The organism is Burkholderia sp. AU16741 (assembly GCF_002223345.1).
GTDB lineage: Bacteria > Pseudomonadota > Gammaproteobacteria > Burkholderiales > Burkholderiaceae > Burkholderia > Burkholderia sola.
Genome location: NZ_NKEZ01000011.1, coordinates 444,436 through 464,723 on the forward strand (window position 1 = coordinate 444,436; position 20,288 = coordinate 464,723).

Sequence of the window (20,288 nt, forward strand, 5' to 3'; positions counted from 1 at the left end):
GTCGACCGGAGCGATCCGATGCCCGATACCCGCATGCCGTTTCCACTTGTCGAGGCCCGCCGATGAACCGGCCGCCCGACCGCAGCGGCGCATCCGACGGCGCATGGCGCCCGGCCGCGAACCCGTGGCTCATCGCGATCGTCGTCACGCTCGCCGCGTTCATGGAAGTGCTCGACACGACGATCGTCAACGTCGCGCTGCCGCACATCGCCGGCACGATGTCGGCGAGCTACGACGAGGCGACCTGGACGCTCACGTCGTATCTGGTCGCGAACGGCATCGTGCTGCCGATCTCGGGGTTCCTCGGGCGCCTGCTCGGCCGCAAGCGCTACTTCCTGCTGTGCATCGCCGCGTTCACAGTGTGCTCGTTCCTGTGCGGCGTCGCGACCAACCTCGGCGAACTGATCGTGTTCCGCGTGCTGCAGGGGCTGTTCGGCGGCGGGCTGCAGCCGAACCAGCAGTCGATCATCCTCGATACGTTCCCGCCCGCCCAGCGCAACCGCGCGTTCTCGATCTCGGCGATCGCGATCGTCGTCGCGCCGGTGCTCGGCCCGACGCTCGGCGGCTGGATCACCGACCATTTCTCGTGGCGCTGGGTGTTCCTGCTCAACGTGCCGATCGGCGCGCTGACCGTGCTCGCGGTGATGCAGCTCGTCGAGGATCCGCCGTGGCGGCGCGGCGCCGAACGCGGAATTTCCATCGACTACATCGGCATCGGGCTGATCGCGATCGGGCTCGGCTGCCTGCAGGTGATGCTCGATCGCGGCGAGGACGAGGACTGGTTCGGCTCGAACTTCATCCGCGTCTTCGCCGTGCTGTCCGTGCTCGGGCTGGTCGGCGCGACGCTGTGGCTGCTGCGCACGAAGAAGCCGGTGGTCGACCTGTCGTGCCTGCGCGACCGCAATTTCGCGCTCGGCTGCGTGACGATCGCGACGTTCGCGGCCGTGCTGTACGGCAGCGCGGTGATCGTGCCGCAGCTCGCGCAGCAGCGTCTCGGCTACACGGCGACGCTCGCGGGCCTCGTGCTGTCGCCCGGCGCGCTGCTGATCACGCTCGAGATTCCGATCGTGAGCCGGCTGATGCCGCACGTGCAGACGCGCTATCTGGTCGGGTTCGGCTTCGTGCTGCTGTGCGGTTCGCTGATCTATTCGCGCACGCTGGTGCCGGACATCGACTACACGCACCTGATGATGATCCGGTGCGCGCAGTCGCTCGCGATCGGCTTCATGTTCGTGCCGATCACGACGCTCGCGTACCTGACCGTGCCGCAGCGGCTCAACGACGACGCGTCCGCGCTGTTCACGATGTTCCGCAACGTCGCGGGCTCGATCGGCATCTCGGTGTCGACCGCGTTGATCCGCGAGCGCACGCAGGCGCGCATGGCGCATCTGTCCACGCACATGTCGACGCTGTCGCAGAACTTCCGGGATACGCTGCAGGAGAACGCGCGCGCGGTGAGCGCGCTGACGGGGGCGCCGCCTTCGTCCGCGCTGCAGACGGCCACCGGGCGGCTGTACGAGACATTCATCGCGCAGGCGACGATCCTCGCGTATATCGACGTGTTCGCGATCCTCGCGGTGTTCTGCGCATTCAGCATTCCGCTGACGTTCCTGTTCTCGCCGGCGAAGGCCGCGGGCGGCGCGGGAGGGCACTGACATGCGCCTGTATCGAAACAACCGTAGCCGTCGCCTGAACCACTCCATCGTGTGCCGCGCGGTGACGCTATTCGCGGGATGCGCCATTGTCGCGGGCTGCACCGTCGGCCCCGACTACAAGCCGCCGCAAGCGGACGTTCCGGACACCTGGCATGCGATGCGGGCGGACGGGCAAGCGGCGGCCCCCGCGTCCGGCGCGGCCGCACGATCGTCGCCGACGGTCGATGCAGATCCCGATCCGCGCTGGTGGCGCGCGTTCGGCGATCCGCTGCTCGATCAGCTCGTCGAGCGCGCGGCGCACGACAACCTCGACGTGCAGGCCGCCGTGCTGCGCATCGCGCAGGCGCGCGCGCAGGTTCGGGCCGCTGCCGCACAGGGTTTGCCGGACGTGCGCGCGAATGCGAGCTACCAGCGCGAGCAGCTCGGCCTGAAAGGCATCGTCGAGGAGCAGGGCATCGACCAGCGCGTCGATCGTCTCGGCGCGCCGGGCTCGCCGCTCGACCGGTTCGGGCCGGGCACCGGCGCGAGCGTGCAGCAAGGCGCGCGCGGCGCGCTCGATGCGCTCGAATCGCCGGTCAACCTGTGGCAGGCCGGGTTCGACGCATCGTGGGAGTTGGATCTGTTCGGCCGCGTGCGCCGCTCGGTCGAAGCGGCCGGTGCGCAGACGCGCGCGGCGGTCGCGAGCCGCGACGATGCGCTGCTGTCGCTCGAGGCCGAAGTCGCGCAGACCTATCTGCAACTGCGTGGCGCGCAAGCGCAGCGCGCGCTGGCCGACGATCTGCAACACGCGCAGCGCGAACTGCGCGACCTGACGCGCGAGCAGGCCGCGCACGGTCTCGCGAGCGATCTCGACGTGCGCAGCGCCGACGCGCGGCTCGCGCAGATCCGCGCGCAACTGCCGCAGTTCGACCAGCAGATCGTGCTGCTGCGCAACGGTCTCGCGTATCTGGTCGGCGGCGCGCCGGGCGCGCTCGACGACTGGCTTGCCGCCCCGCGCGCGTTGCCGGACGTGCCGCCGACCGTGCCGGTCGGCCTGCCGTCGACGCTCGCGCGCCGGCGCCCGGACATCCGCCGCGCGGAGGCCGAACTGCATGCGGCCACCGCCGACGTCGGCGTCGCGGTCGCGCAGTTCTATCCGGACATCTCCCTGACGGGGCAGGTCGGCCTGCGCGCGTCGCACGTGCGCGAGCTCGCGCACTGGTCGCACCTGTTCTATGCGTTCGGGCCTGCCGTGTCGCTGCCGATTTTTTCCGGTGGCGCGCTCGTGTCGAACTTGCGGCTGTCGCAGGCGCGCCAGGCCGAAGCGGCGCTGGCCTATCGGCAAACCGTGCTCGTCGCGCTGCGCGACGTCGACAATGCGCTGGCCGTGTACCGCACCGACCAGGCGCGCGCGGCCGCGCTCGACGATGCGGTGCGGGCCGAACAGGGCGCGCTGGACCTCGCGCGCGATCGCTACCGGAAGGGGTTGTCGCCGTTCCTCGACGTACTGGACGCCGAGCGGCAATGGTCCGAGGGCCGGCAGCAGGCCGAGCAGGGCGCATTGCAGACGACTACCGATCTCGTCGCGCTGTACAAGGCACTTGGTGGCGGATGGCAGGCGGGCACCAACACGAACACGAACACGGACGCGGGTATGAGTCCGGATGCGGCACGCGTGCGATAGTCGCAAACGTGGCCCGGGAGTCGCGGGCCGCATTCGCCGGCCCGCGCGCGGCCTCAATCCTATGCGTGCTTGCTGAACTGATAGCCCTTCGAGCGGATGGTCTTGATCCGTTTCGGTTCGTTCGCGTCGTCGCGCAGCTTGCGGCGCAGCTTCGAAATGCGGCCGTCGATCGAACGATCGAGGCCGTCGAACGCGATGCCGCGCAACAGCAACGTCAGGTCCTCGCGGCTCACCACCTCGCCGGCGCGACACGCAAGGGCCCACAGCAGGTCGAATTCGGTCGACGTCAGGCGCGGCATGCTGCCGTCCGGAAGATGCACACGGCGGTCGGTCCGGTCGATCGAGAACTTGCCGAATACGTATCGCTGCGGCGAATCCGGCACGGGGTCGCCCGTCGGCACGCGCGTGCGCCGCAACTGCGCCTTGATCCGCGCGAGCAGCAGGCGCGGTTCGACCGGCTTGCGGAGAAAGTCGTCCGCGCCGAGTTCCAGGCCGAGCAATTCGTCGAACGGTTCGTCGCGGCCCGTCACCATGATCACGATGCCGTCGTAGCGCATGCGCGCCTCGCGGCAGATCTCGAAGCCGTCCTTGCCCGGCAGGTTGACGTCGAGCAGCACGAGGTCGGGGCGGCTTGCGACGATGCGCGACCGGGGCATCCTTCGGACGAAAACGTTTGCGCCGATGCGCTGTCGCGCGCGTCGCTCGCCCCCGGCCGAACCCAGGCCAGGCAAGGTTAGTCGACATATCACTACAAAATATTACCGACGTTCCGGCATCCTGCTCCGTACAATTCCCGAACCTGATTCACGCGCCTCGTATAGTGCGATCGCCTCCGTTTCCCGATCGCGTCGACGGCCGGTTTCGACGGCACGTCGCGTCATGCTGCTCGCGTGCGAAACCGGATGTGCGTGGGTCCAATCGACACCGCGCCGGCTCCCGACGGGCCTGCAAGCGGACAGTACGAATCATTCACGGAGAAGCGACATGACGCCGTTGCAAGTCGTCCAGCGTCTCGAAGCACTCACGCACGCCATCGAAGCCGCGGTGGCGCGTGCCGACTGGAACGAAGCTGTCCGGGCCGCCGAGACGCGTTCGGCGTTCATCGTTGCGCTTGCACCCGATCAACCGGCCGCGGTCGCGGCGGCGCTGATGAAAGTGCAGGAGTTCGACGTGAGGATCTCCACGGTCGCGCGCGACACGCTGGAGGCGCTCGTCGCGCAGGGCTGGCAAGCATTGCACGAAACCCGCATGGCAACGAACGCCCTGAGGGCGCAGCAGCGGTTGCCCGATGCGGGCGCCGCGGCCACGCGACACTAAGATTCGTTTCCTTCGGTGATGGCATGAAATTCAAGAAACGCGCCGGTCTCGTCGATGCAACACGGTGGTTCGCCGACGGCGACCATGAACGGGTAGAGCACCGTCACGGCGGGTGGGCGGTCGCGACGCCGGAAGGCTGGCGTCCGGTGAAACCGGGCGACTGGATTCTGCGCGACGAATGCGGCAACTGCTGGCCGATGGACGACGGCCTCTTCATGCATTGCTACGAACCGGTCGCCGACTGACTCGCCGGACGGTTCGCCACGCCTATCGGCGCTTGCGCGAAAACATCAGCGACTCCGCGTCGTTGAAGCGGATGCGCCGCGGCTCGCCGTAACCGGCTTTCTCCGCGACCCGGATCGACGCGACGTTGGTCGGCGCGATCAGGCACACGCTGCGCTCGAACCGCTGTTGCGCGTCGAGCCATGCGAGCGCGGCCGCGAGCGCCTCGGTCGCATAGCCGTTGCCTTGCGCCCACGTCGCCAGCGCCCAGCCGGCTTCCGGCACGCCGCGAATCGGCGGCTCGATGTTCCGGTGGAAATCCGCGAAGCCGAGATCGCCGACATACCGGCCCGACGCCTTTTCCCGAATCGCCCAGTACCCATAGCCGAGCAGCGGCCACAGCCCGCGATACGCGAGCATGCGCATCCACGAGTCGCGCGGCGTGGAGGGCGTGCCGTTGAAGATGTGCGCGACGACGCCGGGTTCCGCCCACATCGCGGCGAGTGCGTCGAAGTCGCCGAGCGGATGGCCTTCGAGGATCAGGCGTGGCGTGTCGAGAACGGGCGGGGACGAGACGGGTGGCACGGCGCTGACTGTCATCGGGCGTTCCATGAGGAAGGGATCGCGACGCAGGGCGCCGCGCTTGGGGTTCCGTACGATACCGCGTAAACGGCGATGCGGACGCAATTCCCCTTTCGCATCGGGATAGGCGTCCGCATGGGCCCGCGACCGCGTCGCACGGTTGGCCCGGCGGCCGGCGGTGCCCTCACGGACCGGCTCGCGTGACGACGTCGCGGTCGGCCGCGTCACGCGAGGCGCTCGACGAATGCGGGCCGTTCGGCGCCGTGTGGCGAACGCCTGTAGTGAACGCCTTCGCGAACACCGGCTGCGGCGAGCAGTCGGCCCTCTCTCCGACGGCGGCCATCGGCGCACCCGCGCGTGACGTATCACGCGGGATCGGCCCGTGCCGGCAGAGGTTACTTGCGGCTCTTCAGGAAATTGCGACCGTGCGCGGTGATCGACGCACCGGAGCGTCCGTTCGCCGCCTGGCTGACGAAGCCCGCGCCGACGAGTTCCTGCTCGACCGACCAGCCGAGCGCCGGCGCGTCGCGGCCGTAGCGAACATCGGCGAGGCGTTCGAGCGCCCAGATCGCGGAAGCCGACAGGTTGGGGGTGTTGGGCATGAGAGTGTCGTTCATCGCTTCCTCGGGAAATGGCGTTTCGGGATGGACGGCGCGTGGCCGCGGGATCGGCGGCGCGAGCGTCAGCTTGCTTGCAGCAACGGCAGCAGCGCGTGCAGCGCCGCTTCCTCGTCGGGGCCGGTGGCGAGCACCTGCGCCGACGTGCCGCCGTGAACCTGCAGCGACGCGATCGCGCCGCTGTCTTTTGCGTTGCTGCGGTGCCCGTTCGCGATCAGCTGGATGTCGCTGTCGAAACGGCGTGCCGCGTCGACCGCCGCGTCGCGCGCGGCGCGGCCGCGATTGCGGTTCCATGCGGGGCCGATTTCAACGTACACAACGGTTGCCACGATGCTGGAAAGCCTCCGGACAAGTGGGCGGGGCGGGGCGGTGCGCGACATGCACGTGCGCGGTTGCGCACGCGTTGCGGACATCGGGCGGCCGGCCTATCACGATTTCCCGCAGGATCGCGGGGCGCCGGCCGGGCGGATCACGCGCGCCATTCGGCGCGAACGTGCCGACATCCGCTGCGAAGGCGCATGCAAATTCACGGATTGTCGGAAGTGGACGATTATAATGCATCGGTCAGAAGATGTGAATTGCATTATAATGCCGTGTGCGCCGACGCCGGCCTGCGGCACTGCCGGCGAGGCGAGCCGCCGCGCCTCCGGGCGCACAATATGCTCGCCCGGCATCGTCGATCGACCCGAACCCCTCCCGAATGGAAGCTGCAATGAACGCCCCTGCCTGCCCGCAATGCGCGATGGAAAACACTTACCCCGACGGAGCGCTGACCGTGTGCGCGGACTGCGGCCATGAATGGTCGGCCGACGCGGGCGCCGAGGCTGGCGACGAACCGGCAGGCGACGTCGTCAAGGACGCGAACGGCAACGTGCTGTCGGACGGCGATTCGGTCGTGTTGATCAAGGACTTGCGGGTGAAGGGTTCGTCGATCACGCTGAAGATGGGCACCAAGGTGAAGAGCATCCGGCTCGTCGGCGGCGATCACGAAGTCGACTGCAAGACCGACATGGGTGGTTTCATGCTGAAGGCGTGCTACCTGAAGAAGGTTTGAGCGCACGGTTCAGGCGACCGTTGCATCCGCGTTTTCATCCGCTGCCGTTTCAGCCGACTATCCGCACATGGCCGAGGATCGAACTTCCTACGACGCGTTCGTCAGGTTCCTGGCGACGCCGCTGAACGACGGCCGGCCGTTCGTGCTGGAGACGCAGCACGCGGTCTCGCTGCACTTCGATCATCTCGGCACCCAGAGCTTCATGTCGCTGCGCGATCCGGTGCGGCTCGCGCTCGGCTATACGCGCGTGATGATGGGCTTTCTGCTGTTGCAGGCCGAGCCCGCACACATCTGCATGCTCGGGCTGGGCGGCGGGTCGCTCGCGAAGTACTGCTACCGCCACCTGCCCGGCACGTCGATCGACGCGATCGAGATCAATCCGGACGTGATCGCGCTGCGCGACGTGTTCAGGATTCCTGCCGACGACGCGCGCTTTCGGGTGGTATGCGCCGATGGCGCCGATCATCTGGAGCGAGCGGACGTGCGCACGGACGTGATCCTGCACGATGCATTCGTCGCCGACGGTATGCGCGGCCGCTGCACGGGCGGCCCATTTCTCGATGCGTGCCACGCGCGCCTGAGCGAAGCCGGCGTGCTCGCGATCAACTTCATGGACGACGATCCGGCATTGCCGCGGCACCTCGAACAGTTGCGATCGATATTCGGTTCGTCGTATGCGCTGGTGCCGTGCGGCGACGACAACAACTTCATTGCATTCGCATGGAAGGACGGCAGCCGGCTGCCGTCGTTGCGTATCCTGCTGGAGCGGGCGCTTGCGTGCCCGCAGGCCGGCGAACTGAAGCTGGCCGCCACCGCGAGGCGCATGAAGCACGGCGAGGGTATCGATCCGCGGCGCTTGGTGTGGCGTGCGCAGTCGCACGAACGCTGGGAGATCGGCGCGTAACTGTGGCCGGGAGGCGCCGCGCGCCTTGGCGGTCGCGCTTACTTCGCGCGCTTGCCGATCGCGCTGCGGGTCTTGTAGGTGACGCCGTGCCGGTCGAGATATTCGCGGATCAACTGCCGCACGACTTGCGACGGCGTAAGATCCTGCTCCGCGCAGAGCAACTCGAAGGCTTCCTTCTTCGCGGGATCGATCAGGACGGTCAGGCGGGCGGTTTTCGTTTCCATGACGGGGCGAGAGTGGTCGGTATGTTAATCAAATTATAATCGATGCGCTTTCGGCCCGATCACCGGAAGCGCCGCAAGCGCCGCCCGTGGCGCATGATCAGCGCTTGCTGCGCAGTAGCGCGAACAGGTCGTCGAGCACCGGCACGATGGCGAGCGTGACGAGCACCGCGGCGAGCGGCACGGTCGACACGTAGCCCACGTGCTTGAACCCGATGGCGCCGGCCAGGCCGCCGACGAAGAACGACGCGAGCATCGTCGCGTGGATCCTCAGTTTCGAACGGTTGGCGATCACCGCGTGCGCGTCGACGTCGATGGCCGACCGGTTCCAGTAGAACAGCTTGCCGAGTTCGATGCCGAGATCGGTCACGATGCCCGTGACGTGCGTCGTGCGGATTTCCGCGCCGGACAACTTCGTGATCGTCGCGTTCTGCAGCCCCATGATGAAGCACAGCAGTGTCACGGTCACCGGCACGAAGAACGTTTCCCACAGCGCGAGGTGGCTGCCGAGCAGCCCGAACAGCAACAGCAACGCGGCTTCGACCAGCAGCGGCAGCATGAACTGGCTGTGCAGCCCGCGGCGACGCCCCCAGTTGACGAGGATCGCCGAGCAACCGGCGCCGATCAGGAACGACCCCAGCGAACTGATGCCGGCGAGCGCGAGCTGCACGTCGCCGAGCGCCGTCTGGTCGGCGATCGCCGACACGATGCCGCTCATGTGCGACGTGTATTGCTTGACCGCCAAAAAGCCGCCGGCATTGGTTGCGCCGGCCACGAACGCGAGCGAAAACCCGAGCTGGCGGTTCGCGGTCGCGCTGCGGTGTTTTCCCGTCAGGTTTCGAAAGTACTGCGCTGGCATAAGGGCTTCGCTCGATCGTCGCGGATTCGCGGGTACAGGCCGAAAACCGGTGCGAACGGCGTGACGGGCACGCTGCTTGCGCCGGATTCCGGAGCTGTCGAATCATGTGATGGACATGATAATATCATTATCATACTCTGTTGGCGGGATGGTGCTTTCAGTACAATAATGCGACGTGCCGCCGGCTGGCTGTTTCGCCGCGGCGCTCGCTCGCGATTCCCTTCTGCTCACCGCTTCATGACCCCGATCAAGTTCATCCTTCGCTACACGGCGATCCCGTTCACGGCCATCGTCGCCGTGGTGATCTGGACCGTCATACCCTCGTCGAAAGAGATCGATGCGAGACAATATGCGGCGCTGTCGCGCGCGTACACGAGTTTCCCGCTGCCGTTCCGGCGCGAGATCTCGGACACGATGGAGGACGGCACGATCAACGACCGGCGCTACCAGGCACTCGTGCGTGATTCGCTCGGCAACGGCGTCGCGCTGGACTGGCCGGCATCGGGCGTCGGCGGCGTCGCCGACGAGCGGCAAAAACTGGCCGAACTGATTCAGGCCGATTCGGATCTTCAAAGGCAACGGCAATGAAAACCCTGCTGGTTTCTGTGGCATTCGCGATGATCATCGCGAGCCTGATCTTCGCGCTGTACTTCATGAATCACGATCGCGGCAAATCGAAGCGGATGGCGTGGTCGCTCGCCGCGCGCGTCGGGTTGTCGGTCACGCTGTTTCTGTCGCTGCTGATCGCGTACAAACTCGGCTGGATCGAACCGACCGGTTTGCCGATCGGGCGATGACGCGCGGTTCCCGCACGGGCGCAGGGCGGTTCGATTCCGCGCGATACCGCCTCGCGTGATCGCACCGCGGCGGACCTGACGGCGAGAACCGACGGTCGATCAGCCCAACGCAGCGGTTCGACGAGGGCGCGCCCGCACAACCTCCGCCATGCGCTGGACATCGTGTCACCAGAGGCCATCCGTGCATTGCATCAGGCGGTCGAAGCGGTGTGCCCGATCTTCGACCTGCCGAGGCTGCCGCAGCACATCGACGGCGAATTGCGGCATGCCTGCGCGTGATGCGCGAACGCATTGCCGCAGGGCCGAGTTTTGAAATGAAATCGACGTATTGTGATAAGAATACTTTTCTTATCCTGATGATCGTCATGCGAATGCGTGACGTTGACGGATTCGCACCACCACGTGCCTGACGAGGGCGGTCACGACGCTAGTTGCCCGGTTCTTTCGTCACGTCATGACGATAGGCGCGCGGCGAGCAACCCACGATGCGTTTGAACGCATGGCCGAACGCGCTATCCGAGTCGTAGCCGAGCCGCTGCGCGATCGCCGAGATCGACGCGTTCGAGCGACGCAGTTCGCGCATCGCCAACTGTATCCGCCAGCGCAGCACGTATTCGAGCGGCCCGAACCCGAGCCGCCGCTTGAAATGCAGCGCGAACGTCGAGCGCGACACGTGGCAGCAGGCCGCCAGCGCGTCGACGGTCCACCGTCGCTCGGGCGCGGCGTGAATCGCGGCCAGCGCCGCGCTGACCCGCGCATCCGCGAACCCGGCCAGCCACCCGACATCGCCGTTCGCGCCGGCGTCCACATAGCGCCGCAGGATCTGCACCAGCATCATGTGGCCGAGATGCCGGACCATCAGCGATCCGCCCGGCGACGCCGCGCCGAATTCCCGTGCGAGCTGCTGCAGCGACCAGCGCAGCACCGCCGCCGGTTCGGAGTCGCCGCTCACGACGACCACGGGCGGCAGGCTGCCGAGCAGCAGCGGCATGCCTTCCTCATACGCGAAGCGGCCGCCGATCAGAAAGCAGTCGGCCGGTTCGCCGTAGTGCGCGATCCCGCGTTCGAGATGCCGGTACACGTCGGCGGCCGGCACCGGCGTGACCGATGGATCGCTCGCCAGCGAAAATGCCCGCGGCGCGGCGAGCAGGAAGCAGTCCCCCGTGCGCAGCCGGACGGGCGGCCCCGCACCGTCGACGGTCAGCCAGCAAGTGCCTTCGACCACCGCGTTGAACTTGATCCCGTCGGGCGGCGGAAGGTCGATCGCCCACGGGCCGCCGGCCCGCAGGCCGGTGAAAAACGAGTCGCGCGTTTCCAGCAGCGACAGCACTTCCGATAGCGGATCCACGCGCAATCCCCGGACGATCTCGACGAAAAACCGGATTCTATTGCATTCACAGTCCGGATGCGCGGCCCGAGAATGATCTCGTGCAGTGACGCGGCCGACAGGCGGCCGCGCGCTTCGTGCATCATTTCAGGAGCCTTCAATGACGAGCAGGCAGCACCCCCTTCATTCCGGATTCGACGCTGGATCGACGGCGACCGACGTACTGGCCGGTCTCGACCTGCACGGCAAGACCGCCATCGTCACGGGCGGCCATTCGGGTCTCGGGCTCGAAACCACGCGTGCGCTGGCGCAGGCCGGTGCGCACGTCGTCGTCGGTGCACGGAGCGCCGAGGCCGCGCACGAAGCGACGCGCGGCATCGCCGGCGTGGAGATCGCGACGCTCGATCTCGCGGACGTCGCGAGCGTGGCCGCATTCGCCGCGCGGTTCGTCGACGCACGGCGCAACGTGCATGTCGTCATCAACAGCGCGGGCATCATGGCGTGCCCCGAAACCCGCGTCGGCGACGGTCGCGAAGCGCAGATGGCCGTCAATCACCTCGGTCACTACGCGCTCGTCAACCGGCTGTGGCCGTCGCTCGCGCACGGCGACGGCGCGCGCGTCGTCGCGGTGTCGTCGCTCGGGCACCGGCTGTCGCCGATCCGCTGGGACGATATCGATTTCGCGCGCGGTTACGACAAATGGCTCGCGTACGGGCAGTCGAAAACCGCCAACGCGTTGTTCGCGGTGCAGCTCGACGTGCTCGGCGCGCCGTTCGGCGTCCGCGCGTATTCGCTGCATCCCGGCAAGATCGCGACGCCGCTGCAGCGTCATCTGACGCGCGAGGAAATGATGGCGCAGGGCTGGATCGACGAACACGGCGTGCCGATCGATCCGACGTTCAAGACGCCTGCGCAGGGGGCAGCCACCCAGGTTTGGGCGGCGACGTCGCCGCGCATTGCCGATCTCGGCGGGGTCTATTGCGAGGATTGCGACGTCGCGACGGTGACGCGCGGCAACGAGGAATCGGGCGTACGGCCGCATGCGATCGATCCGGAGGACGCGGCGCGGCTGTGGGCGTGGTCCGCGGCGGCGACGGGCGTCGATGCCTTTGCCGTGCGCCGCTGACGCCCAGGCGTTCGCCGGGCCGGCCGCCGAGCGGGTAGCGGGCGGCGGTTCGATACTCGCGTGCGGCAGGCTATCCGCGCGTCGGCCGCAGCGCGCGCCCCATTTCCGCGAGCGGCATCGCGACGATCGAATTCAGCAACCGCATTTCCCCGGCGTCCGGATGCGCGATGTTTCGCACTTCATCGAGCGTCTGATCGACGTGACGATCGAGCGGTTCGAGAAAGCGCTGCAGTTCGATGGCGGCCGCTTTCTCCCTGAGCCCGAGCGCCTGGCCGAATGCGACGAGTGCATTCGCGTCGATATCGGCAAACCGCGTCGCATTCCCGAGCGGCATCGTCAACTCGCAGTGCGGCCAGTGATCGCCGCGATGGTCGGGCCGGTGCGTGGGGGTGTGATACACGACCGTGCTGACGATGTCGTAGAACGGCGCGAGCCGGTAGCCGCGCGCGTCGACGAAGAACGACAGGTTCTTCAGGTGCGCGTCGGCATTGCCGACCACCACGTTGAACACGGTCCAGCGGAACACCGACAGGCGTGTCAGCGCGCGCGTGCTGGTGCGGTCGATCGCGCGGGCGAGTTCCTGCGCATTGGCGCGCTGGTACTTGAAACCGCGGTCGTAGTTGAGCAGTTGCATCGCGTCGATCGTATGCACGCGCCCGGCCGGTTCGGATGCGACGTCGCGGTCGAACCGGTCGATCACGTAGCAGGCGGACGGCGTGCGCAGGAAATGCACGTCGGGCACGTCGAGCCCCATCTTCTTCGCGAGCCGCATGCAAAAGAACTCGTTGATCGCCGAATGCGGATAGCCGGCCGCGCGCATGTCGGGTTTGAGCAGGTGCATCGACGGTTCGCTGCCGACGGGCTCGAACAGCGCATAGTCGGGCGCGTCGCCGCGCAGCACCAGCAGCAGCTTCTGCTGCGCGCCGGCCGCCGACATGCGCTTGGGCGCGGTGGCCGTCAGCGCCCGCTCGGGCATCGCCTGGATCCGGCGCTCGAGCTCGTCGAGCGGCAGCGGCTGCAGGCCGCCAGGCGTTTCGTGCTCGCCGTCGGCCAGCAGCGTCAGCGCGCCGGCCGATTCTCGGCCGAAGTACGCGAGCAGGCCCCACGCGTCGGCCGCATCGACCTTCGCCTCGCGCGCGAGCGACGTGCGCATGCCTTCCTCGGGCAGCAAGTTGTCGAAGAACCACTGGACCGGACGATCGGTCGACGTGTCGGTGAACACGTCCGTGCGCAGCGCGAACGCCGGCGACAGCGGATACGCGGCCGGCGACGCAAGCCATTGCGGGTCGTACGCGAACGACCAGATCCCCTTGTCGTCGGTCAGCGTGCCCATGCGCACGCCGTTCGCGGACGCGATCAGCGTTCTAGCCGCCATAGCTGCTCCTGCGGCGTTGCGCGGCCTTCAGCGCGGTGGCCTCGGAGATCTCGATCGACGACTCGGCGTACAGCCGCACGCCGAGCTCGCTCAGCAGCAGCATGACCTTGCCGATTTGCGCGGTCGGCTTGCCGGCTTCCACCTGGCTGATGAATTTCGGCGACAACCCGGTCGCGTTCGCGAGTTCGTCCCGGGTGAACCCCTGCTGGATTCGCGCCGCGCGAATGAAGTGGGCGAGCGCGCCGATCGTGTCGACGGATTGGGATTCCGACATGACGTTCTCCGTGCTTCGTATCTGATCGGGAACAGTATTGCATAACTCGCCGGATTGGGTAGTAGTTCGTATTCGTTCGGGAACGAAGGGATGATTTCCATAACGGTAACGTCATTTCGTACCCGATCGGGAACGGATCGTCAAGGAAGGGTGGTGGAGACGATGTTCGTATCTGATCGGATACGGAGAAAGAAGACACGGGGTGCCTTTGCACGCGCGTGCGACCGTGCACGCCGGTGATGGCTCCGGCGATCTTCCTGGCGGCAGTCAGTCACCGTCGTCCCGAGCGGCGACACGCGATCATTCCGCGCACACAGCCTGCACCTCCGCCACCGAGGCAGGGTGCTGACGCAACACGCCTTTCTACAATTCCCTTCGACTCGCTACACGTGCCGCCATCCTCCGGAAGCAGGCCCGATCCTTGCGACCGCCGAGCGTCGTCGGGGGCGTTCGCGCCCAGGCACATGATGATTTGCACGGGAGGGCGCATGGAACCGATGCCGGTCGCACTGCAGTGGCACGACGTTCTCTTCAGGATCGCACTGGCGCTGGTCGCGGGCGGGCTGATCGGCCTTGACCGCAGCGAATCCGGCAAGACGGCCGGACTGCGCACGACGATCCTCGTGTGTCTCGCCGCGTGCCTGTCGATGTTGCAGGTCAATGCGCTGCTGCTGCAGGCGGGCAAACCAGAGGGCGCGTTCTCGGTGCTCGACCTGATGCGGCTGCCGCTCGGCATCCTGACCGGGATGGGCTTCATCGGCGGCGGCGCGATTCTTCATCGCGACGGCCTGGTGTCCGGCGTTACCACGGCGGCGACGCTGTGGTTCGTGACGGTCATCGGGCTGTGCATCGGCGGTGGCCAGTTGGCGCTCGGCGCGCTCGGGCTGGTGCTCGCGCTGCTGGTCGTGTGGCCGCTGCGGTTCGTCGAGCGGCGTTTGCTGCGTGTCAGGACCGCGCTGGTCACGATCGAGTACCCGCCGGGCTCGGCGGTGCGCGAACAACTGGCCGCGAAGCTGCGCGACGCGGGTTTCACATACCGGACGAAAGGCTTTTGCGAAGCGGCCGCGCGCGCGGTGCGCGAGGAAGAACTGTTCGTGCAGTGGCGCGAAGCGACCGGCGCCGACGTGATGCTGAAGCAACTGATGCGGATCGTCGAGTCGGCCGGCCTGACGTCGGTCCGCTGCTCGACGGCGAACTGACGCGCGCGGCCGCCGGAACGCGCGATGCTCGTGCAGCAGGCCGCCATGGGCGGTTGACCAAGGAGCGAAACATGACATGTGTATCGGAAGTGATGACACGCGACGCCGCGACCATCGGCCCGACGCAGAGCCTGCGCGAGGCGGCCCGGCTGATGAGCGATCTGAACGTCGGCGCGCTGCCCGTATGCGACGGCACGCGGCTGATTGGGATGCTGACGGACCGGGACATCGTCGTGCGCGCGGTGTCGATGGGCGTGCCGCCCGACGAGGCGGTCGAGGGCGTCGTCAGCGGACCCGCGAACTGGTGTTATGAGGACGAGGACATTTCTGCAGTGCAAAAGAAGATGGAAGACGCACAGATTCGTCGCGTACCGGTGGTCGACCGGCAGAAGCGGCTGGTCGGCATCGTTGCTCTGGGCGATCTGGCGACCGCCGCCGACGGTGCGATGTCGTCGACGCTCGGTGCGGTATCGGCGCCGTCGCGGCCGGATCGGTGATTGCCATGGCAAACAGGGAGAACGACATGAACGAAGAGAGAGAAACGCAGATTCGCGAGCGTGCATATCGGCTGTGGCAGGTGGACGGCGCGCCCGACGGCCGAGCCGACGAATACTGGCAGCGGGCCGAGCAGCAACTCGATGCCGAGGGCGGCGGCGGCGAGCAGGCACCGGATTTACCGGTCGATCAGTCCACGAAGCGTCGCATTCCGGGCGAGCCGCTGCAGGACGTCGACGCGGTGCCGCCCGGCGAGGTCGCGCACGAAAGGCGACGCACGCGGTGAAGCGCGGAGCGTCGGCCGGCGGAGTCGAAAAACCGTAACCTGCCGCGCGGTTTGCGCGAACGGCTAGCCGTCTTCGCCCACTTCGGTCGGGTCCGGCAAGTCGGGCAGGTCGTCGTGGCGCCCGTCGTCGGGCGCCGGCGGCGGAATATCCGGCGTGTCGGTCATATCGTCGTCATTCGGTGTCGCGTTTGTCACGTGCGTCGCGCTCATGATCGTCCTCCTTGGCGTCGAAAGGGCGCCGGCGCGCAGCCGGCATATCGCTTCGGAGCATCGCGCGTGCCGCATGTCGCTTTCGCAGCGGGGTGGCCACGTGTGTTGCCGACACTGCGCCGGATCACGCGTCGCTTGTAATTTCTTTAGCGGCGGCCTCCGGCGGCAGTGGGGCGGGACAGCCCGACGACGGCATGTCCCTTGCTGGAAGCGTGGTGGGCCGCCGCACCGCCCATTGCGGCGCGATGCGGTGCAACGCAATCAGCATCCGGAGAGGGAGAAATTCATGACCCGCGACAGTCAACGGCAGGACCCCGCGTCGCCCGACGCGGCACGCGAGGCAGCCGACACGCCGGACCGGCGCCACTCGACGCCCGGCGGCGAATCGACCACGCGCCCCGGCCATGCGCCCGGCGGCGGCGAACTCGACACGATTCCGGACGATCAGGCGCGCAAGGTCGTGCCGGACGACCCGCGCCAGACCGAGGCGCGCGATCCGGCCGGCAAGCCGTGGCCCGAAGAGCACGACGCGCCCGACGATTCCGGAAATCGGCCACGGCCGCTGTAGCGCGCATGCCGGCCGAATCGCCGCGTCTCGTTCCGTTTCGACATCCACGCACCGGAGTCCACCATGTCATCAGACGAAGTTTCCGAATCGCGTCGCAAATGGGTGCAGGGCACGACGGCCGGATTGGTCGCCAGCGTCGCCCTGCCGACGATCGCGCAAACGGGCGGCGTCCCGCCCGACGCCGGCGATACCGCGCCGCGCGATCCGCGTACGCTCTATCCGCATGCGCCGTTTCCGCAGCAGCATCAGCCGTGGCCGGGCCTCGCGGGCCGCATGACGCCGCGCCCCGATCACGGCGAACGCAGCTATCGCGGCAGCGGCCGCCTCGACGGCCGCAAGGCGCTGATCACCGGCGGGGATTCCGGCATCGGCCGCGCGGTGGCGATCGCCTGTGCACGCGAGGGCGCGGACGTCGCGATCGTCTATCTGCCCGACGAAGAGCCCGATGCGCGCGAAGTCGTGGAGCTGATCCGCAGCGCGGGACGCAAGGCGGTGCCGCTGCCGGTCGACATCCGCAGCGAAGGGGCGTGCAACGGGCTCGTCGAGCGGGCGGTCGCCGCGCTCGGCGGGCTCGACATCCTCGTGAACAACGCGGCCCGCCAGCAGAGCCACGAATCGATTCTCGACATCAGCACCGAGCAGTTCGACTGGACGCTGCGCACCAACCTTTACGCGATGTTCTGGATCACGCGGGCCGCCATTCCGCACATGCCGGCCGGTTCGGCGATCGTCAATACGACGTCGGTGAATGCGTACGACCCGTCCGCGAACCTGCTGGACTACGCGATGACGAAAGCGGCGATCGCGAATTTCACGAAGGGGCTCGCGAAGCAGATGATCCAGCGCGGCATCCGCGTCAACGGCGTCGCGCCGGGGCCGTTCTGGACGCCGTTGCAGGTCAGCGGCGGACAGACGACGCACAACGTCGAGACATTCGGCGAGCAGGTGCCGATGGGGCGACCGGGACAACCGGCCGAGATCGCGTCGATCTATGTCGAGCTGCTTTCGTCGCGCGCGAGCTACGTCACCGGGCAGATCTATGGCGCGTCGGGCGGGGGCGGGCAGCCATAGTCGGGTCGCGGTGCGGGGCGACGCGGGTTGCGCCGGAAGACGTAGGCGCGGCAGCGGACCGTTGACGAAGGAATCTCCCGGCGTCTGGAACATGAGCGGCCCCCGGAGCGGGTGTCCGACCGCAAGAACGCACCGTCCCCCCGACCGACCGTCTGCACGTGCAGGCGGTCGGCCGGCACTTTCCCGTCATTCACCGAGCGCCGCGTGACCACGACCGAATCGCTTTCCTCCGAAGCGAAGTACCGTCACGCGACCTCCGGCGTTCAACGTTCACGCAAGCGCCGTCAATTCACCCCGACAGCACTCCACGCGCGCGCGACCGTCGCGCTTTCGGCCGAGTTCGCGCCGTACAGGTCGTTCGCCGCCTGGATCGACGCACGCCGCGCGTTCGGGTAGCTCGAGTTGGCGTTCAGGTATACGGTCAGCGTCCGGTACCAGATCTTGCCGGCCTTGTCGCGACCGAGCCCGCTGAACGTCGTGTCGCCGTTGCAGACCAGTTGCGCTCTCGACAGGCCGGTGTCGGTCGACGGCACCGACGGCCCTTCCGACAGCAGGTAGAAGAAGCGGTTGCCGACCCCCGACGTGAAGTGCGGATCGTGGCGCGGATTCGACCATGAGAAGCCGCCGGACGGGTAGCAGCTGAACGACCGGCCGTCGAGATCCTGCTTGTACATCTTGCGCAGCCCGCCGCTCACCACACGCGCGCCGATCACGTAGTTGCCGGGATCGTTCGGGTTGTTCGCGTAGAACTTCACGAGCGTGCCGAAAATGTCGGACGTCGCCTCGTTCAGGCCGCCCGCGTCACCCGAATAGTTCAGGTTGGCGGTGGCCTCGGTCACGCCGTGACTCATCTCGTGCCCGGCGACGTCGACCGACACCACCGGCTTCGGCAGGCGCGTGCCCGGCTCGCCGTCGCCGTACGCCATCACGCGCGACGACAGCCACGCCGCGTTCGCGCCGGTCGTGCCGCTGCCGGTATTGAACACCACGTGAGCGTAGCTCCTCACGCCGCGACCGTCGTTGAAGATGCCGTTGCGATTGTGCGTGGTCTTGTAGTAGTCCCAAGTCAACGCGAGCCCGTAGTCGATGTCCGCCGCGACGGTCTGCCGGTCGGTGGTCGTGTTGTTGCCCCACACGTTCGTGCTGCTCGTGAAGATCGGCAGGTCGGTCGCTTGCTCGACTTCGTCCGAGGTCAGGCCGCGACCGTCGTAGACCGAGCCGCCGCCGCGGCCGGGATCGAGCATCCGGTACGCGTTCGTGCCGGTCTGGTCCGTCGTGAGCGTCAGGTTGCCGTAGTACAGCGAGCGGCCGGTGCCGGTCGCGGCGGCGGTCTTGATCAGGTCCTGCGCGTCGAGCACGGCGCCGGTGCGTGCGTCGACGTAGTACAGCACGGCGTCGCCGTGCGTGTCGGTGGACTTGCCGTAGACGCGCACCGCGTAGGCCAGCGTCGGCGTGACGTCGCGTGCGAACACGACGAGTTCCGCATCGTCGACGCGGCGCACGTCCGAGTTGAAGCGCGCGGCCGCGATGTGTCTGGCTCGCGTCGCACCGACATCGGGTGCGTTGCGGACCACGGCGCGGTTCCCGACCTTGCCGATCGTGCCGGCGAGGTTGATCGGGGCGAGCTGGGTCACGCTGGCCTGCTTCAACTGCCCGTTGCTCGAATGAACGACCACGTCGCCGCCGATCACGGGCAGGCCCGCATGGAAGCGATCGAAGCGCACGTGCTCGGTGCCGTCGGGATCGACGATCACGTCGCGCACCCGGAACTGGTCGCCGTCGGTTGGGGCGCCTGCTTGCGGTCCGGCGAACTTCAACGTGCGGGCCGTGCCGCCGGTAGCCACACTGAAGGCGGCCGGGTTCTGCTGGATCAGTTGCAGCGCCTTGTCGACCGCGGCCGGCTGGTCGCCGGCCTGGGCAAAAGCGCTGAGACTCGCGACGGTAATCGCGGTGATGGGCAGCAGTCGAGACAGTTTCTTCATGTAATTCCCCAGGTTATGAGTGGGTTTGTTCGAGGAATGCATCAAGTAATGACTTTTAAACAAGACATGTCGCGAACAGCAGGGGGATGCTAGGAGGTCGTTTTTATAATTACAAGATATTTTCTTGATAATTAATTTTTCATTTCGCCGTTGCTAACCAAGTCAGGATTTGGTGAGGAATTTGAAATGATCGTGGCGACGTGGGTCACGCGGACGACGCATGGCCGGCGTGTCGCAACGACACTTTGTGGTTTTCTCGTCGTGGCACGTTGTGTAAGGAGAGTGCGCAATCAGAGGTCGAATTAAGTGGATCGTTGAAACTTCTCGTTATTGAATATTGATATCGATTGTTGTCGATTCGCAGGCCATAAAATTAATTTCCCACGCTTTGATATCTTCCATTCCTAACGTGGCGTCATTAAATGTCCAATGGACGTCGGGCGAAGGAGATCGCATGACACGACTGCAAAGGTGATTTCGTAAA

The 20,288-nt window shown here is 67.0% G+C and carries 24 protein-coding genes and 2 pseudogenes; 15 read left to right on the forward strand and 11 right to left on the reverse strand.

The features are described 5' to 3' along the window. Positions 1-62 precede the first annotated feature (62 nt). Together CFB89_RS30995 and CFB89_RS31000 are read left to right on the forward strand one after the other, a co-directional pair. A complete protein-coding gene (locus CFB89_RS30995; RefSeq protein ID WP_089471285.1) occupies positions 63-1,655 on the forward strand; it encodes a DHA2 family efflux MFS transporter permease subunit in 1,593 nt (530 codons plus the stop codon). 1 nt (position 1,656) lies between these two features. Beyond that, complete coding sequence (locus CFB89_RS31000) at positions 1,657-3,318, forward strand: efflux transporter outer membrane subunit (protein WP_089471286.1); 1,662 nt, start codon at positions 1,657-1,659, stop codon at positions 3,316-3,318. Between the two features lie 59 nt (positions 3,319-3,377). On the opposite strand, the pseudogene CFB89_RS31005 reads toward CFB89_RS31000, so the two are convergent. Then, positions 3,378-3,959, reverse strand: a pseudogene (locus CFB89_RS31005) (winged helix-turn-helix domain-containing protein); the annotation flags it as partial. 343 nt (positions 3,960-4,302) lie between these two features. Between CFB89_RS31005 and CFB89_RS31010 the strand changes: the two are divergent. After that, the gene (locus CFB89_RS31010; RefSeq protein ID WP_089471287.1) at positions 4,303-4,635 is read left to right on the forward strand and encodes a hypothetical protein; all 333 of its coding nucleotides are present in this window, start codon (positions 4,303-4,305) and stop codon (positions 4,633-4,635) included. 23 nt (positions 4,636-4,658) lie between these two features. Next, positions 4,659-4,880, forward strand: coding sequence for a hypothetical protein (locus tag CFB89_RS31015; protein ID WP_089471288.1), 222 nt, complete (start codon positions 4,659-4,661; stop codon positions 4,878-4,880). Between the two features lie 22 nt (positions 4,881-4,902). On the opposite strand, the gene CFB89_RS31020 is transcribed toward CFB89_RS31015, so the two are convergent. From CFB89_RS31020 to CFB89_RS31030, 3 genes are all read right to left on the reverse strand, one after another. Beyond that, positions 4,903-5,469, reverse strand: a complete 567-nt coding sequence (locus CFB89_RS31020) for a GNAT family N-acetyltransferase (protein WP_089471289.1) — start codon at positions 5,467-5,469, stop codon at positions 4,903-4,905. Positions 5,470-5,834: 365 nt separating this feature from the next. Beyond that, complete coding sequence (locus CFB89_RS31025; protein ID WP_089471290.1) at positions 5,835-6,056, reverse strand: hypothetical protein; 222 nt, start codon at positions 6,054-6,056, stop codon at positions 5,835-5,837. Between the two features lie 65 nt (positions 6,057-6,121). Beyond that, positions 6,122-6,385, reverse strand: a complete 264-nt coding sequence (locus CFB89_RS31030; RefSeq protein ID WP_069616931.1) for an HPr family phosphocarrier protein — start codon at positions 6,383-6,385, stop codon at positions 6,122-6,124. 371 nt (positions 6,386-6,756) lie between these two features. Here CFB89_RS31030 and CFB89_RS31035 point away from each other — a divergent pair, with 371 nt between their 5' ends. After that, positions 6,757-7,110, forward strand: coding sequence for a zinc ribbon domain-containing protein YjdM (locus tag CFB89_RS31035; protein WP_006498247.1), 354 nt, complete (start codon positions 6,757-6,759; stop codon positions 7,108-7,110). A gap of 67 nt (positions 7,111-7,177) precedes the next feature. After that, positions 7,178-8,014: a spermidine synthase gene (locus CFB89_RS31040; protein ID WP_089471291.1), complete on the forward strand. Its 837-nt coding sequence runs from the start codon at positions 7,178-7,180 to the stop codon at positions 8,012-8,014. Between the two features lie 38 nt (positions 8,015-8,052). Here the strand turns inward: CFB89_RS31040 and CFB89_RS31045 are convergent, their stop codons facing one another. Both CFB89_RS31045 and CFB89_RS31050 read right to left on the reverse strand, forming a co-directional pair. After that, on the reverse strand, positions 8,053-8,238 hold the full coding sequence (locus CFB89_RS31045) for a ribbon-helix-helix protein, CopG family (RefSeq protein WP_089471292.1): 186 nt from the start codon (positions 8,236-8,238) through the stop codon (positions 8,053-8,055). Positions 8,239-8,335: 97 nt separating this feature from the next. After that, complete coding sequence (locus CFB89_RS31050) at positions 8,336-9,094, reverse strand: YoaK family protein (protein ID WP_089471293.1); 759 nt, start codon at positions 9,092-9,094, stop codon at positions 8,336-8,338. 237 nt (positions 9,095-9,331) lie between these two features. On the opposite strand from CFB89_RS31050, the gene CFB89_RS31055 reads away from it, so the two are divergent. From CFB89_RS31055 to CFB89_RS35710, 3 genes and pseudogenes are all read left to right on the forward strand, one after another. Further along, positions 9,332-9,682 carry a hypothetical protein gene (locus tag CFB89_RS31055; RefSeq protein ID WP_089471294.1) on the forward strand — a complete coding sequence of 117 codons (351 nt, stop codon included), beginning with the start codon at positions 9,332-9,334 and terminating at the stop codon, positions 9,680-9,682. Further along, complete coding sequence (locus CFB89_RS31060) at positions 9,679-9,891, forward strand: twin transmembrane helix small protein (RefSeq protein ID WP_006489184.1); 213 nt, start codon at positions 9,679-9,681, stop codon at positions 9,889-9,891. The genes CFB89_RS31055 and CFB89_RS31060 overlap by 4 nt, the downstream gene beginning before the upstream one ends. Before the next feature lie 132 nt (positions 9,892-10,023). Continuing rightward, a pseudogene (locus CFB89_RS35710) lies at positions 10,024-10,170 on the forward strand (OsmC family peroxiredoxin); the annotation flags it as partial. Positions 10,171-10,318: 148 nt separating this feature from the next. On the opposite strand, the gene CFB89_RS31070 reads toward CFB89_RS35710, so the two are convergent. Continuing rightward, entirely contained in the window at positions 10,319-11,239 is a 921-nt protein-coding gene (locus CFB89_RS31070; RefSeq protein ID WP_089471705.1) for an AraC family transcriptional regulator, read from the reverse strand. Positions 11,240-11,378: 139 nt separating this feature from the next. Between CFB89_RS31070 and CFB89_RS31075 the strand changes: the two genes are divergently transcribed. Then, complete coding sequence (locus CFB89_RS31075) at positions 11,379-12,344, forward strand: SDR family NAD(P)-dependent oxidoreductase (RefSeq protein ID WP_089471295.1); 966 nt, start codon at positions 11,379-11,381, stop codon at positions 12,342-12,344. Between the two features lie 70 nt (positions 12,345-12,414). Here CFB89_RS31075 and CFB89_RS31080 read toward each other — a convergent pair whose 3' ends face one another. Both CFB89_RS31080 and CFB89_RS31085 read right to left on the reverse strand, forming a co-directional pair. After that, complete coding sequence (locus tag CFB89_RS31080) at positions 12,415-13,719, reverse strand: HipA domain-containing protein (RefSeq protein WP_089471296.1); 1,305 nt, start codon at positions 13,717-13,719, stop codon at positions 12,415-12,417. Further along, entirely contained in the window at positions 13,709-13,993 is a 285-nt protein-coding gene (locus CFB89_RS31085) for a helix-turn-helix transcriptional regulator (protein ID WP_050017827.1), read from the reverse strand. Before CFB89_RS31085 ends, CFB89_RS31080 begins: the two co-directional genes overlap by 11 nt. 488 nt (positions 13,994-14,481) lie before the next feature. Between CFB89_RS31085 and CFB89_RS31090 the strand changes: the two genes are divergently transcribed. The 3 genes from CFB89_RS31090 (at position 14,482) to CFB89_RS31100 (ending at position 15,973) form a co-directional block, all read left to right on the forward strand. Further along, positions 14,482-15,192: an MgtC/SapB family protein gene (locus CFB89_RS31090; RefSeq protein ID WP_089471297.1), complete on the forward strand. Its 711-nt coding sequence runs from the start codon at positions 14,482-14,484 to the stop codon at positions 15,190-15,192. 71 nt (positions 15,193-15,263) lie between these two features. Continuing rightward, the gene (locus CFB89_RS31095; RefSeq protein ID WP_089471298.1) at positions 15,264-15,689 is read left to right on the forward strand and encodes a CBS domain-containing protein; all 426 of its coding nucleotides are present in this window, start codon (positions 15,264-15,266) and stop codon (positions 15,687-15,689) included. Between the two features lie 26 nt (positions 15,690-15,715). Then, positions 15,716-15,973: a DUF2934 domain-containing protein gene (locus CFB89_RS31100; RefSeq protein ID WP_089471299.1), complete on the forward strand. Its 258-nt coding sequence runs from the start codon at positions 15,716-15,718 to the stop codon at positions 15,971-15,973. 63 nt (positions 15,974-16,036) lie between these two features. Here CFB89_RS31100 and CFB89_RS35125 read toward each other — a convergent pair whose 3' ends face one another. Beyond that, entirely contained in the window at positions 16,037-16,183 is a 147-nt protein-coding gene (locus tag CFB89_RS35125) for a hypothetical protein (RefSeq protein WP_179233556.1), read from the reverse strand. 286 nt (positions 16,184-16,469) lie between these two features. Here CFB89_RS35125 and CFB89_RS31105 point away from each other — a divergent pair, with 286 nt between their 5' ends. After that, on the forward strand, positions 16,470-16,751 hold the full coding sequence (locus CFB89_RS31105) for a hypothetical protein (RefSeq protein ID WP_089471300.1): 282 nt from the start codon (positions 16,470-16,472) through the stop codon (positions 16,749-16,751). 63 nt (positions 16,752-16,814) lie between these two features. Next, positions 16,815-17,822, forward strand: coding sequence for an SDR family oxidoreductase (locus tag CFB89_RS31110; protein ID WP_089471301.1), 1,008 nt, complete (start codon positions 16,815-16,817; stop codon positions 17,820-17,822). A 284-nt stretch (positions 17,823-18,106) separates the two neighbouring features. Here the strand turns inward: CFB89_RS31110 and CFB89_RS31115 are convergent, their stop codons facing one another. After that, entirely contained in the window at positions 18,107-19,804 is a 1,698-nt protein-coding gene (locus CFB89_RS31115) for a M4 family metallopeptidase (protein ID WP_089471302.1), read from the reverse strand. Positions 19,805-20,288: the final 484 nt, after the last annotated feature.